Raw genomic sequence first — 14,868 nt, forward strand, 5'->3', positions numbered from 1 at the left:
TAAGGAAAGCACTCATGCCAAACACTAACAACACCTTCGCACCAGGCCGCAAGCTTGACGTGGTTTGCATCGGGCGCCTGGCGGTAGACCTGTATGCGCAGCAGATCGGCGCGCCGCTGGCGGATGTCAGCAGTTTCGCCAAGTACCTGGGCGGCTCTTCCGCCAATATCGCTTTCGGCTGCGCCAGGCTGGGCCTGAAATCGGCGATGCTGGCGCGGGTCGGCAATGAGCATAACGGCCAGTTCCTGACCGCGGCGCTGGCGGCGGAAGGCTGCGATGTCAGCCAGATCAAGGTCGATCCGGAGCGGCTGACCGCGCTGGTGATGCTGGGGCTGAAAGACAAGGATACTTTTCCCCTGATTTTTTACCGCGATAACTGCGCCGACATGGCGCTGGCGGAAGAAGACATCGATGAGGCTTTCATCGCCTCCAGCAAGGCGCTGCTGATTACCGGCACCCATTTTTCCACGCAACAGGTGCATCGCAGCAGCAGCCTGGCGCTGGAGTACGCGCGCCGCAACAACGTCCGCACCGTGCTCGACATCGACTACCGGCCGGTATTGTGGGGGCTGACCCAGAAGGGGGACGGCGAGACACGTTTCATCGCCAACGACGGCGTGACCAAACACCTGCAAGGCATCCTGCCAAAATTCGACCTGGTGGTCGGCACCGAAGAAGAATTCATGATCGCCGGCGGCGGCCAGGACATCATCGCCTCCCTGCAGGCAGTGCGCGCCGTCAGCCAGGCGACGCTGGTGGTCAAGCGCGGGCCGCTCGGCTGCGCCGTGATCCACGCTGCGATTCCAGAGTCGCTGGATGCAGGTTTCAACTACAAGGGCGTGCAGGTCGAAGTGCTCAATGTGCTGGGCGCCGGCGATGCTTTCCTGTCGGGATTCCTGAAGGGCTGGCTGAACAGCGAAGACGATGAAAGCTGCTGCCGTTACGCCAATGCCTGCGGCGCCCTGGTGGTGTCGCGCCATGCCTGTGCGCCGGCGATGCCGACGCCGGTCGAACTGGCGTATTTCCTTGAACATGCAGATCGCATGCAGCGGCCCGACCAGGATGCGCACTTGCAGCGCCTGCACCGGGTCACTGTGCCGCGCAAAACCTGGGATGAGGTGAATGTCTTCGCCTTTGACCATCGCAACCAGTTCTTTGAGCTGGCGCGCGAATCGGGCGAGTTCGGCGTCAGCGAAGCACGCTTGCCGCAGCTCAAGCTACTGCTGGTGCAGGCCGTGGCTGCCACCGAGCAGGCGCTGGGCTTGCAAGGGAAAATCGGCATATTGTCCGATGACCGGTATGGCCAGGATGCGCTGAATACCGCTACCGGACGCGGCTGGTGGATTGGCCGCACAGTGGAACTGCCGCTCTCGAATCCGCTCGAATTCGACTACGGCCGTTCGATAGGTTCGCATCTGCTGAGCTGGCCCAAGGAACATGTAGTCAAATGCCTGGTGCAGTTCCATCCCGACGATGCGGTTGAAAAACGCTTGGAGCAGGAAGCCCAGATCCGCGGTTTGTACAACGCGGTGCAGGTCAGCGGCCATGAGCTGCTGCTGGAAATCATCCCGCCCAAGGATTTGCCGAAGGCCGAGGATACCGTACTGCGCGGCATCAAGCGTTTGTACAACCTGGGCATTTATCCCGAATGGTGGAAACTGGAATCGATGTCGGCCCGCCAGTGGGATGCGATCGACCGCCTGATTGCTGAGCGCGATCCCTATTGCCGCGGCGTGGTGCTGCTGGGGCTGGCGGCGCCGGTGGAAGAACTGGCGGCGGGTTTCCGCGCCTCGCGCCACAGCAAGACCTGCCGCGGTTTCATGGTAGGGCGGACGATTTTCCATGAACCGTCCAAGCTCTGGTTGCAAGGCCGGATCGACGATGCTGCCTTGATCGGGCAGGTGCGGGCCACATTCGAGAAACTGATCGGCGTCTGGCAAGCCAGCCGCAGCGAAGAGCAATCCAACCCAGCGGAGCGCGCAGCATGAGTGCAGCCAAAACCATACGCCTGACCATGGCGCAAGCGCTGGTGCGCTACCTGGCCGCCTTGCGAGTCGATACCGCCGATGGCGAGGCAGCGCTGTTTGGCGGCGTCTTCGCCATTTTCGGCCACGGCAATGTGGCCGGCCTGGGCGAGGCACTATACCAGCATCGTGAGCAGTTGCCGACCTATCGCGCGCATAACGAACAAGCCATGGCGCATGCCGCAATCGCCTATGCCAAGACACACATGCGGCGGCGCATGATGGCGGTCACCAGCTCGATCGGCCCGGGCGCCACCAACCTGCTGACGGCGGCGGCGCTGGCCCATGTGAACCGCTTGCCGGTGCTGCTGCTGCCGGGGGATATCTTCGTTTCGCGGCGTCCCGATCCGGTGCTGCAGCAGGTGGAAAATTTCCAGGACGGCGGCGTCTCCGCCAATGATGCGTTCCGGCCGCTGTCGCGCTATTTCGACCGCATCTATTATCCGGAGCAGCTGCTGACGGCCTTGCCGCGCGCGATCCAGGTGCTGACCGATGCCGCCCAGTGCGGCCCGGTGACGCTGGCCTTGCCGCAAGACGTCCAGGCCATGGCTTACGATTATCCGGTCGAATTTTTTGCACCGCAGACGGTCAGGTTCCGTGCCCAGGGGCCAGCTACTGATGAATTGCAGGCAGCGCTGGAGTTGCTGAAAAACGCCAGGCAGCCATTGATCGTGGCCGGCGGCGGCGTGCTGTATGGCGAAGCCACCGAAGCGCTGCGCTGTTTTGCCGAAAAACATGCGGTGCCGGTAGCGGAAACCCAGGCCGGCAAGAGCGCCTTGGCGTGGCGTCATCCCTTGCAGCTTGGCGCGCTCGGCGTGACCGGTTCGCCGGCAGCCAATGCCTTGGCGCAGAAAGCCGATGTAGTGATTGCGGTAGGCACCCGGCTGCAGGATTTCACTACCGGTTCGCACTCGCTGTTCGGCCAGGCCAGCCTGTTGAGCATCAACGTCAATCCAGTCGACGCCATCAAATGGCAGGGGACGCCGATGTTGTCCGACGCCCGGCTGGGGCTGGCTGCCTTGTCACAGGGCTTGCAGGACTGGCGGTCCAGCACCGGCTGGCACGCGCTGGCGCTGGAACAGGCCAATAACTGGCGCGCCGCGGTCGACAAGATCACCGGCCAGCGGGAAATAGAGGCGCCGGCCTTGCCCTATGACGGCGAGGTGATCGGCGCGGTGCAGCGCTCCAGCATCGATTCGACCGTGCACGATATCGTGGTTTGCGCCGCCGGCACCTTGCCGGCCGAGCTGCACAAATTGTGGCGTACTTCGACTCCGGGCGGCTACCACGTCGAATATGGCTATTCGTGCATGGGCTACGAAATCGCCGGCGCGCTAGGCGTCAAGCTGGCGCAGCCGGAACGCGACGTGATCGTGATGGTGGGCGACGGCAGCTACCTGATGATGAATTCGGAAATCGCCACGTCGGTCATGCTGGGAAAAAAACTGATCATCGTGGTGCTGGACAACCGCGGCTACGGTTGCATCAACCGCCTGCAGCAGGCCTGCGGCGGTGCACCGTTCAACAACATGCTGGAAGATTGCCTGCAGGGGCCGCAGGGCGCGCCGGCCATCGATTTTGCCGCGCATGCAAGATCGCTGGGCGCGCTGGCGGAAAACGTCAAGACCATCGCCCAGCTGGAAGCTGCGCTGCAGCGGGCGCGCGCTGCCGACCGCACCTACCTGGTGTGCATCGACACCGACCCCGCGCGCACTACCGAAGACGGCGGCTGCTGGTGGGAAGTGGCGGTGCCGGAAGTGTCTGAACGGCCGCAGGTGCAAGCCGCGCGGGCCGAATATGAACAGGCCCGCCACAGTCAAAAGGTGTGAAATTTAATAGAGTGACAGCGAGAGAGACCATGACATTTAACGTAAAGATCGGCATCAACCCGATTTCCTGGATGAACGACGACCTGCCGTCGCTGGGCGGCGAGACGCTGCTGGAAACGGCGCTGGCCGAAGGCGCGCAGATCGGTTATCGCGGCTTCGAGCTGGGCAACAAGTTTCCCAAGGAACCGGCAGCGCTGGCGGCCGTGCTCGGAAAATATCAGCTGGAATGCATTTCGGGCTGGTATTCCGGCCGCCTGGCGACCGGCTCGGTGGAAGATGAAATCGCCGCGGTCGGCCCGCATCTGCGGCTGCTGGCGGAAAACGGTTCCAAGGTCATGGTGTATGGCGAAGTCGCCAACGCCATCCAGGGCCGGCCGGACCCCTTGTACAAACGGCCGCGTTTCCTGAACGACCTGGAATGGCGCCAGTATGCCGACAGGCTGACTGCTTTTGCGCGTTTCACCTTGTCGCACGGGGTGCGCCTGGCTTACCACCATCACATGGGCGCCTACGTTGAAACGCCAGCCGATGTCGAACGCCTGATGGCGCTGACCGGCGATGAAGTCGGCTTGCTGTTCGACAGCGGCCACATCATGTTTGCCGGCGGCGATCCCTTGCAGGTGCTGGAACAGCATATCAAACGCGTCTGCCACGTCCATTGCAAGGATGTGCGGCCGGCGGTGGTGAAGATGGCGCGCAACGGCAACTGGAGTTTCCTGCAGGCGGTGATCAACGGCGCGTTTACCGTGCCGGGCGACGGCGCCATCGATTTCGACGGTTTGCTGCGCCTGCTGTACCGGCATGGTTACGCCGGCTGGCTGGTGGTCGAGGCGGAGCAGGATCCGGCCGTTGCTCCGAGCTATCAATACGCCGACATGGGTTATCGCCATCTGGCCGGGCTGGTGAACATCATCGGCAAGGAGGCGGCATGAGCTTGCTCGTCAAGGGCCAGGCGCAAGGACGGGAAATCGTCAGCGTCACGCCGCAGTCCGCCAACTGGCGTTTTGTCGGTTTTGCCGCCTATCGCCTGGCAGCCGCTGAACGGATCCGCTTCGATACCGCCGAGCGCGAGGTGTGCATCGTGGTGTTGCGCGGCGTGGTCAGCGTGCAGGCCGGCGATCATGCATGGAAAGAAATCGGCGAACGGCAAAGCGTGTTTGACCAGGTTTCGCCGTATGCGGTGTATGTGCCGCACAGCCACGCCGTCACCATCAGCGCCCATGGCGATGCTGAAATTGCGGTCTGCAGCGCGCCCGGCCATGGCGGCCTGAGCGCGCGGCTGATCGAGCCGGGCACGGCCAAGCGTTCGGTGCGCGGGCAGGGCAGCAACACACGCTACGTCTGCGATATCCTGCCGCAGTCCGAGCCGGCCGACCATTTGCTGGTAGTGGAAGTGGTGACGCCCGGCGGCCATTCTTCAAGCTACCCGCCGCACAAGCACGATACCGATAACCTGCCGCAAGAGAGTTCCCTCGAAGAGACCTATTACCATCGCCTCAACCCGCCGCAGGGTTTTGCTTTCCAGCGCGTGTATACCGACGATCGTTCGCTCGACGAATCGATGGCGGTGGAAAACCATGATGTGGTGATGGTGCCTCGCGGTTACCACCCGGTGGTGGCGCCGCACGGCTACGACAGTTATTACCTGAACGTGATGGCAGGCCCCAAGCGCGAGTGGCATTTCAAGAACGATCCGGCCCATGAATGGATGCTGCAGCGTTGATGCAGCAATTAATTGCATAAAAATTGCAAACTCCGATTGACCGAAGCTATCAAATGCACGTATTATTCTGTCTTCGGAATTGCAGTGAGCCTTACTGGGCTTCGCATTACGGCCCACGTGGCGGAATTGGTAGACGCGCATGGTTCAGGTCCATGTGCCGCAAGGTGTGGGGGTTCGAGTCCCTCCGTGGGCACCAGGTAACTGGTGTTGGAAGTAAAGAAAAACCGCATAAACATCAATGTTTATGCGGTTTTTTTCTTTTCCGGCCCAATTTTTCCTGGTTTTATCGATTGTCTGCGGTAGGAAATACCACCAGCTGAAAAGTGTCCTGGCCGCAGCTGAAGGGAGTCAGGGCAGTCATCTTCAAGCCCTGGACGTGAGCCGCGAGCGAGTGCGGATTGCGGTCGTTGATAAATGCGGCGCCGGTGTCGTAATCGGCCTGGGCATAGGTTTTCACGGCGGCGAACAGCTGCTGCAACAGGCCCTTGCCGCGCCACTCCCGACCGATGCATACCGGACCATAGACAAAAACCCGCTGTTGCTCAAGCGACTTGCCGCCGAACTGCTGCCGCGCAAACGTGGCCAGCATGGCATCGACCACCGGATGGCGCGGCTGCATCGCGGCCGGCGCCATGCACACAAAGGCCGCCAGCTGCGCACCATCCACCGCGACCAGGATGCCCAGCGCCTGGTTGATGGCTTCCAGCTGCGCCTCATCCATTTGCGAAACGATGAAACCCTGCTGCCGTTCGGCTGCGCTGAGGCGCTCGGGCGTGTTTTCCAGCTGCAGCTGGACGATCTTCGGGTAATCCTCGTTACGGGCCTGGCGGATTTCCATGCTCTCTGCCTTTCAGTTTTTTGCCGGCGCCGCCGGGCAGCCGCGCCAGTTGGTGCCCGCCGGGATCGATTCGCCTTTCATCACCAGCGTCAGCGCGCCCAGCTTGGCGTTGTCGTTGACCGTCGCGCTGTACAGCACAAAGCTGCGCGGCCCCATGTAGACCCGGCTGCCGATATTGACATGATCGATCTTCATGACGCGGTCTTCGAACAAGTGCGTCTGCGGGCAGGCCTGGGCGTTCAGTTCGCTGTAGTCGCCGATGGTGACGCAGTCGAACTCGGTGATGTCGGTAGTGTTCATGTAAACCCCGCGCCCGATATGGCAACCCAGCAGGTTCAGAGCCAGCGGCAGCCACGGCGTGCCGCGCAGGTAACTCATGAAGTTCGGTATCGCGATCCCTTCATACAGGTTGGTGACGCCCTCCGACAGCCAGACGAACCGGGTCCACATCGGCACGCTGCATTTCTTGTAGCGCCCGATCAGCAGCCACTTGAGGGCGGCGATGAAGATGAAGGTGCCGATGCCGTACAGCAGGCCGGCGCTGGTGAGCAAGGAAATGACTTCGCCCCACTGGCCGGCGCCGGCCAGCGGCATCAGGTTCAGCACCACGGTATAACCGACCGCGATCACGATCGCATGCGGCGACACGATGCGGAAGCCTTCCACCAGCGACCGGCCGAGGCGGCGCCGGCGCGACGGACGGAACGTCAGGTGTTCCGGGAAACCGCTGGTCTGTTCGCGCGCCGGCAGGTTGATCGGCGGCGAGCCGAGCCAGGTGTCGCCGGGCTGCATGCGGCCGTTGTCCGGCGCGCGCGAATGGACGCCGATCAGGACGTTTTCCGGCAGGATGCTGCCGTCCGGTACATAAGCGCCGTTGCCGACGAAGCTGCGGCGCGAGATCACGGTTGGCTTCATGGTCATCCAGCCGCCCTCGATCTGTTCGTCGCCGAGCAATACGGCATCGGCGATAAAGGTGTCGTCGCCCAGGGTCAGCATGTCCGGCACCACGCCCAGCGCTGTCGAGATCTCGGCATGGCGGCCCACCTTGGCGCCCAGCAGGCGGTACCAGTAGGGTGCGTAGACGGTGGCGTAGACGCCGTGCAAGACGCTCAGGCTCGATTCCTGGATCTGATTGACCAGCCATTTGCTGCAATAGATATTGCTGCGCACCGGCCAGCTGCCGGCCCGCATGCGCGGCAGCAGGCTCCAGCGGATGCCGGCCGAAAGCAGGGCTGTGCACACGATCAGCACCGCGGTGGCAGGGAAGGCCATGACGAAATATTTGGTCAGCTGGAACGGCACATTGCCGTTGCTTTGCAGCCAGGGGAAACGATCGGTATCGTCGAGCCAGTCGATCAGGATGAAGCTCGGAAACACCGGCATGAAGAACAGGGTGGTGATCAGGAAGGCGCCGAACAGGAAAAATACCGATTCACCCAGCTGGCGTCTGCGCGTAACCGGCGGCCGCGGCGGTTTCGAGGCAGGGTCGAAAGCACCTGCATCACGCGCCGGCGAGCCGGTCCAGATGCGGCCGGCCGGCACCGTCTGGCCTTCGCTGATGGCGCTTTGGCCTTCCACATGGCCGAAGGCGCCGACATCCGTATTGCCTTCCATGACAACATAGGAACCGATACAGCTTTCGCGCCGCAACGTGATCGGCCCTAGCCACAGTTCGCCATGTTCGACGCGGGCATTTTCCAGATTGACGGCATTGCCGATGCTCACGCCGTCCTCTATGGTCAGCAGGTCGTGCGCGCGCAAGGTCATGGAACCGATCACGACTTCCGAGCCGATGCGCGCACCCAGCGCCCGCAGCCACCAGCTGTACAAGGTCGAACCGCTCAGCAGGTAGGCCGGCGCCGCCTCGATCAGGCGATCCGCCAGCCACCAGCGGTAATAGGTCAGGCCCCAGAGCGGATAGCGACCGGCTTTCAGGCGTCCGGCGATCAGCCATTTGGCGGCGATCGCAATGGCGAACTCAAACAAGGTGGCCAGCAGGAACACGCCGACCGACACCACGATCGCCAGGGCAATCGAATCGCCCGGATCGCCGGTGAAGAAGTGGTAGGTGAAAAACGGCGCCAGCCATTGCATCATGCGCATCGCCACCAGCCACGGCACGGCGGCGGCCTGGGCGGCGCCGCACAGCCAGCGCTTCAGGTCCGACGGCGCGCTCCAGCCGGTGTCGACCGCGATGCCGGCGGCCGGCGCTACCGCCAGCACCTGGGCGATGCGGCCGATGGTGCGGTTCATGTAAATGTCGCGCACTGTCACGTGGGCAAAATCGGGATTGGCGCGCAGGGCGGAGGCGAGTTTTGCCGCGAACAGCGAATGGCCGCCGAGATCGTTGAAGAAATCGGCGCTGCGCTGGATCGGCTGGCCGGGGAACAGTTTGTTGAGCGCCGCGAACAGGGCCACTTCGGCCGACGTTTCGGGGAGGTCGGAATCGCCGCTGCCGGCGCCGGAGTTGATTGCCGCCAGCGGCCTGGCTTTCAGCGCCTTGCGGTCGATCTTGCCGGAAGTCAGGCGCGGCATTTCCTGCATGACTTCGAAGAAACCCGGCACCATGTAAGGCGGCAGCCGTTCGGCCAGGGCGCTGCGCAGAACCGCAGGGACGATTTCCGCGCCGCTTTCGGCGACGATGAAAGCAATCAGCTGGTCGATGCCGTCTTCCTGGCGCAATACCACCGCCACCGTGCCGACTCCCGGCTGGCGCGCCAGCACTTCTTCGATTTCACCCAGTTCGACCCGGAAGCCGCGGATCTTTACCTGGTCGTCGGTGCGGCCCAGGCACTGGACCCGGCCGTCGGCCTCGATCCGGGCCAGGTCGCCGGTGCGGTACAGGCGGCGGTCGTGTTCGCCGCTGGCCCAGGGGTTGGCCAGGAATTTCTCGGCGGTCAGTTCAGGCCGCCCTAGGTAGCCCTCGGCGACGCCGGGGCCGGTAATGCACAGTTCGCCGACTTCGCCGCGCGGCAGCAGGAACAGGCCGTTTTCCGGCGCTGGCTCAGTCACCACCTCAGTTAGCACCTTAATCACCAGCAAGCCATAATTGGGCAAGGGCCGGCCTATGGTGACGGTTTCATTGGCGTGCAGTTCGGCCAGGCTGGCCGATACCGTGGCTTCGGTCGGGCCGTAGGTGTTGAAGATATGGCGGCCGGATTCCGGTTTCGCCCAGCGGCTGACCAGCGCTTCCGGGCACATTTCGCCGCCCAGGTTGATGATGCGCAGGCTTGGCACGTCCTGGTTGAACAGGGCCAGCAGCGTCGGCACCGCGTGCAATACGGTGACGCCCTGTGCGGCCAGCGCCGGCGGCAAGGCTTCCGGGTCGGAAGCCAGTTCCTTGGGCGCGATCCAGAGCGTGGCGCCGGCCAGGTAGCTGATCCAGATTTCTTCGAACGACATGTCGAAGGCTACCGAAAAGCCCTGGTAGACGCGATCGCTGGCAGTGATTCCCAACACCGCGTTTTCACTGCGCAGGAAATGGCAGATGGCGCCCTGGGTGATGGCGATGCCTTTCGGCTTGCCGGTCGAGCCGGAAGTGTAGATGACATAAGCCGGATCGCTGCGTTGCACGTTCTGGCGGCGCAGCAACGGTGTCTCGGAGGGCGCCAGCAGCTGCTCGGCGGTCCAGACCTGGCATCGGCCCGAGTCCAGGCGCGGCGCGAATTGCTGGCAGCTGACGATGCCCGGCGCCTGCGCGTCTTCCAGGCAGACGGCGATGCGGTCCGGCGGCGTATCGGCATCCAGCGGCAGCCAGGCGGCGCCGCTCTTGGCGATGCCGGCCTGCATGATCAGCAGGTCAATGCCGCGCGGCAGCCACAAGCCGACGATCTGGCCCGGCCCGACGCCGGCAGCGATCAGGCGTGAAGCGACCAGGTCGGCATGATGGTTGAATTCTTGATAACTCAGCCGGCGCTCGCCGAACACCATGGCGATCTGGGCTGGCATGCGCTCGGCGGTCGCCTCAAGCAGGTCGGCCAGTACTTCATCGCGTATCAGCTCAGGCCTGACCGGCCCCTGCAGAACGTCCGGGTGACTGGAAAAATCGCTGGCAGCCGCGTTATCGACGAGCAAAGACTGAGTCATGGATGAGGCAAATAAAAGAGACGGGTGAACGATCGCAAGCGGGCGATGGTAGCACGCTGATATAGGTAACGTTCAGACAATTTCGCACTGGGTTGGCACTGTGGTTTTCCGGCCTGCGATGGGTCTCGCCTGCACTTGTCCCAAGGTGTTTACGCGGGTGTAAACAAGGCATTTTCCTCTCCCTTGCTAACGAACTTGCTAATGGGAAACTATTGGTCGTATGATGGGGTATTCAGGGTCCGGTTTCAAGTAGTGTCGTTTTTCGCAATTTTCTGCAATTCCGCTAAAGCTTTCTGACTGTGCAGTTTTTATCAGTGAGGTTTTGTGATGCAGCGATTGAAGAAACTTTTCACCATGGACGGCGGCATGCGCTGGGTCAAGGTGATTTTGCCTTTCCTGGCGATCGTGGCCTTGATGGTGGGGCTGCTGGCGTTCAGCATGAATATCTTGTCTTCAGTGCGCGCTTTTGTCGGCGGCGAAAGCCTGTGGTCGAAAGCGCAGAAGGAGGCGGTATTCCACCTGAACCAGTATGCGGTGACGCACGCCGACCCCGACTACCGGAAGGTGCTGAAGGCACTGGCGGTGTCGATCGGCGACCGCCGCGCCCGGGATGAACTGGATAAACCCAATCCGGACCTGAAAGTGGTGCGCCAGGGTTTCCTGGACGGCGGCAATCACCCGGACGACATCGACGGCATCATCAGCCTGTATCGCAATTTCAAGAATTTCAGCCTGCTGCGGGAACCGGTCGCGAACTGGAAGATCGGCGACCAGCTGATCCAGGAGCTGAGCACGGAAGCCAGTCGCCTGCATGCGGCGATCAACGCCGGCAACCCCGATCCGCAGACAATGATCGCCAGCGTCGCCCGCATCCGCGAGATAGACGCCGAACTGACGCCGCTGGAGCTGCGCTTTTCAGCCAGCCTGGGCGAGTCGTCGCGCCAGGTCCAGCGCCTGCTGCTGTTTGCGACGCTGACCATCGCCGTCGGCCTGATGATTTTCGGCAGCTGGATTTCGCGCTATATCCTGACCAAGAGCGACCAGTTCGAAGAGGCGCTGAAGATCAGCCAGGAACGGCTGCACCTGGCGATGCTGGGTAGTAACGACGGCCTGTGGGACTGGGATATCCAGGCTGACAATATCTATTATTCGCCGCGCCTGAAGGAATTGCTGGGTTATTCGCTGGAAGACGAGGAGCCGACGCCGCTGCAGTTCCTGAACTGCATCTATCCGTCGGACCTGGATGCGGTGCGCGCCAAGCTGACTTCGCACCTGCACGATAATTCGCCATGCGACATCGAGTTCCGGATCGTCACCAAGGGCGGCGAATTGCGCTGGGTCCGTTCCTGCGCGCAGTCCACCAGCAATTCGACCGGCGAGCCGGTGCGCATGGCGGGCTCGTTTACCGACATCACCGCCCGCAAGCGCTCCGAGGAGCAGCTGTACGCCGCCAAGGAGCGCGCCCAGGTCACGCTGGAATCGATAGGCGAGGCGGTGATCACGCTCAGTACCGACGGCCTGGTCGAATACCTGAACCCGACAGCGGAAATCCTGACCCGCTGGACGCTGGCGTCGGCGCGCGGCTTGCCGCTGGAAAAAATCCTGCACGTGGTGGGCGAAAGCTCGGGCAACCGGATTCCCGACCTGATTCCCCAGATCCTCGACAACAGCATGCCGATCGACCGCGCTTCCAACCTGCTGCTGGTCTGCGACGACGGCAGCGAGGTCGCGGTCAACCTGTCGGCCGAACCGATCCGCAACCTGAGCGGCGAAACCATAGGCACGGTGCTGGTGCTGCACGATGTCAGCAAGGACCGGGAATATGCGGCGCAGCTGTCGTACCAGGCCAGCCACGACGAACTGACCGGACTCATCAACCGGCGCGAGTTCGAGCGGCGCCTGACGGTGGCGATGATCACCTCGCGCGACCAGCAGCGCCAGCATGCTGTGCTGTATCTCGACCTGGACCAGTTCAAGGTGGTCAACGACACCTGCGGCCATGCCGCCGGCGACGAGCTGATCCGGCAGGTCAGCGTCTTGCTGAAACAGCGCTTGCGCGATACCGACACCATCGCGCGCCTGGGCGGCGACGAATTCGGCGTCTTGCTGGAGAACTGTCCGGTCGAGCATTCGCTGCGGATTGCCGAAGGGCTGCGGCAGACCGTCGCCGATTTCCAGTTCGTCTGGACCAACAAGCCGTTCACCATCGGCGTCAGCATCGGCCTGATCAACCTGGCGGGCGAAATGCATACGCTGGGGCAGATCATGAGTGCGGTCGACGCCGCCTGCTACCTGGCCAAGGAAAAAGGCCGCAACCGCGTGCACGAATACCGGCTGGACGACAGCGAGCTGTCGATACGGCACGGCGAGATGGAGTGGATCACGCGCATCAATGAAGCGCTGACCCAAGAAAAATTCTGCCTGTTCTCGCAAGAGATCGCCGCTTTGGGCAAGCCTCCCTGCCACGGCGCGCATTTTGAAATCCTGCTGCGCATGCTGGACAAGGACGACAACCTGGTGCTGCCGATGGTGTTCATTCCTGCCGCGGAACGCTACAACCTGATGCCGGCCATCGACCGCTGGGTCGTTTCCACGGTATTCGCGACCCTGGCGAAAATGCGCCAGCAAGGGCGCGGCCGGGAAATCCAGACCTGCGCCATCAACCTTTCCGGCACCAGCATAGGCGACAGCAATTTCCTCAATTTTGTGCAGGAACAGCACGTGAAGTACGGCATCGCGCCGCAAATCATCTGCTTCGAGATTACCGAGACCAGCGCGATCGCCAATTTTGCCAAGGCGGCGCACTTTATCCAGGAGCTGAGAGGGGTGGGCTACCGCTTTGCGCTCGACGATTTCGGCGCCGGCATGTCTTCGTTCGCTTACCTGAAGAACCTGCCGGTCGATTTCATCAAGATCGACGGCGGGTTTGTCAAAGACATGCTGAACAGCCCGACCGACTATGCGATGGTCGAGGCGATCAACAAGATCGGCCATTTGATGGGCAAGCAGACGATTGCCGAATTCGCCGTCAATGAACGGATCATCGGCACCCTGACCGAGATCGGCGTCGATTTCGCCCAGGGCTACGGCATCGGGCGGCCGCGCGCGTTTGGCATCGGCGTCGACAAGAACCTGCTGAATACCGGTTAGAGCGCGGCCCTCAGCATGGTGCGGAACGCCCGTGGCGTGCATTGGTCGATCACCACCTGCGGCGTGCCGTGCCAGTTGGCAAAACGCTGCAGGGTGGCCGCCAGTTCGGTGGCGAACCTCTGGCTGGTGCGCGTGCCCGGCTCAAGATACAGCGCCTTGACCTGGAACACGCCCTGGCTGCGATGCGCCTTGGCGTCCAGCCGTCCCGCCAGGGCGCCGCGATGCAGGATGGGCAGCGTGAAATAGCCGTAGCTGCGCTTGGCCTCCGGTGTATAGCACTCGAGCCGGTAATCGAAATCGAACAGCTCCAGCGCGCGCTTGCGGTCCCATACCAGCGGATCGAAAGGCGACAGCAGGCAGGTAGCGCTGGGTTTCAGCAAACCGCCGGCGGCGGCCAGCGCCAGTTCGCGGTGCGCGGGGTGGATATACAGCGGCTGCTGCCAGCCGTCCACCGTGGCGCGCAGCAGGCTGCCATCTTCGACCAGGGTCTCGGGATCGGGGCTGGGGCGGCTCTTGGCGGTGCGGAAGTAGTCGCCGATCCAGCTGGCTTTGGCCACTCCCAGCGCTTGCACCGCCTTGAGCAGCAAGGTGCGCTGGGTATCCTCGGTGGACGGCATGCGGGCATCGTCCCAGTCGGGCAGGATGCGTTCGGCGAGGTCGTAGATCCGATGAAAATTATGGCGCTTGGCGATCATCAGGCGGCCTGCCGTGAACAGCACTTCGAGCGAACGCTTCTCAGGTTTCCATTCCCACCAGCCGCCGCCTTTGCCGTCGGTGCGCTTGAAATCGGCCGAGCGTACCGGGCCGTGCTGGCGGATATGCAATAGCAGCTGCTCTATGGTGCCGGCGTGCTGTTCCATCCATTTTGCCGAGTACTTCCAGCCCATGGAGCCGGGGTCGATCATGCGGTGCCGGTACAGGCCGTAATCCTCGATCGGCAGGAAACTGGCTTCGTGCGCCCAGTATTCGAACAGCTGGCGTTCCTCCAGCAACTCGTCCAGCCAGCTCTGCTGGTAGCTGCCGAGCCGGCTCCACAACACCAGGTAGGGGCTGCGCGCCACTACGTGGATGGTGTCGATCTGCAGCAGGCCCATCTGGCGGATGGCGGCCAGCACGTCCTGCTTGACGGCTTTCTTGCGCACCGGGTTGAGCAAACCCTGGGCCGCCAGTTGCAAGGCGCGCGCGGCGGGCAGGGAAAGCTCGATGGTCGTCATGCCG

8 protein-coding genes and 1 tRNA gene are annotated in these 14,868 nt (G+C 62.7%); 6 read left to right on the forward strand and 3 right to left on the reverse strand.

The genetic code is table 11. The features are described 5' to 3' along the window. The first annotated feature begins 14 nt into the window (after window positions 1-14). The 5 genes from iolC (at window position 15) to JWQ61_RS10700 (ending at window position 5,772) form a co-directional block, all read left to right on the forward strand. A complete protein-coding gene (iolC, locus tag JWQ61_RS10680; protein WP_304360511.1) occupies window positions 15-1,988 on the forward strand; it encodes a 5-dehydro-2-deoxygluconokinase in 1,974 nt (657 codons plus the stop codon). Continuing rightward, window positions 1,985-3,853, forward strand: a complete 1,869-nt coding sequence (gene iolD, locus JWQ61_RS10685; protein WP_304360512.1) for a 3D-(3,5/4)-trihydroxycyclohexane-1,2-dione acylhydrolase (decyclizing) — start codon at window positions 1,985-1,987, stop codon at window positions 3,851-3,853. Before iolC ends, iolD begins: the two co-directional genes overlap by 4 nt. Window positions 3,854-3,882: 29 nt before the next feature. Beyond that, window positions 3,883-4,785, forward strand: coding sequence for a myo-inosose-2 dehydratase (gene iolE, locus JWQ61_RS10690; protein ID WP_304360513.1), 903 nt, complete (start codon window positions 3,883-3,885; stop codon window positions 4,783-4,785). Then, window positions 4,782-5,576: a 5-deoxy-glucuronate isomerase gene (gene iolB / locus JWQ61_RS10695; protein ID WP_304360514.1), complete on the forward strand. Its 795-nt coding sequence runs from the start codon at window positions 4,782-4,784 to the stop codon at window positions 5,574-5,576. The genes iolE and iolB overlap by 4 nt, the downstream gene beginning before the upstream one ends. Window positions 5,577-5,687: 111 nt before the next feature. Beyond that, window positions 5,688-5,772: transfer RNA gene (locus tag JWQ61_RS10700), tRNA-Leu, on the forward strand. A gap of 87 nt (window positions 5,773-5,859) precedes the next feature. On the opposite strand, the gene JWQ61_RS10705 is transcribed toward JWQ61_RS10700, so the two are convergent. Next, on the reverse strand, window positions 5,860-6,414 hold the full coding sequence (locus JWQ61_RS10705) for a GNAT family N-acetyltransferase (RefSeq protein ID WP_304360515.1): 555 nt from the start codon (window positions 6,412-6,414) through the stop codon (window positions 5,860-5,862). Window positions 6,415-6,426: 12 nt separating this feature from the next. Further along, a complete protein-coding gene (locus tag JWQ61_RS10710) occupies window positions 6,427-10,500 on the reverse strand; it encodes a Pls/PosA family non-ribosomal peptide synthetase (protein ID WP_304360516.1) in 4,074 nt (1,357 codons plus the stop codon). A gap of 336 nt (window positions 10,501-10,836) precedes the next feature. Between JWQ61_RS10710 and JWQ61_RS10715 the strand changes: the two genes are divergently transcribed. Beyond that, window positions 10,837-13,650: an EAL domain-containing protein gene (locus JWQ61_RS10715; RefSeq protein WP_304360517.1), complete on the forward strand. Its 2,814-nt coding sequence runs from the start codon at window positions 10,837-10,839 to the stop codon at window positions 13,648-13,650. Here JWQ61_RS10715 and JWQ61_RS10720 read toward each other — a convergent pair. Continuing rightward, the gene (locus JWQ61_RS10720) at window positions 13,647-14,864 is read right to left on the reverse strand and encodes a winged helix-turn-helix domain-containing protein (RefSeq protein WP_304360518.1); all 1,218 of its coding nucleotides are present in this window, start codon (window positions 14,862-14,864) and stop codon (window positions 13,647-13,649) included. The two genes, JWQ61_RS10715 and JWQ61_RS10720, sit on opposite strands and share 4 nt — an antisense overlap. Between the last annotated feature and the right edge of the window lie 4 nt (window positions 14,865-14,868).

It is taken from the genome of Collimonas fungivorans, from assembly GCF_028292705.1.
Lineage (GTDB): Bacteria > Pseudomonadota > Gammaproteobacteria > Burkholderiales > Burkholderiaceae_D > Collimonas > Collimonas fungivorans_B.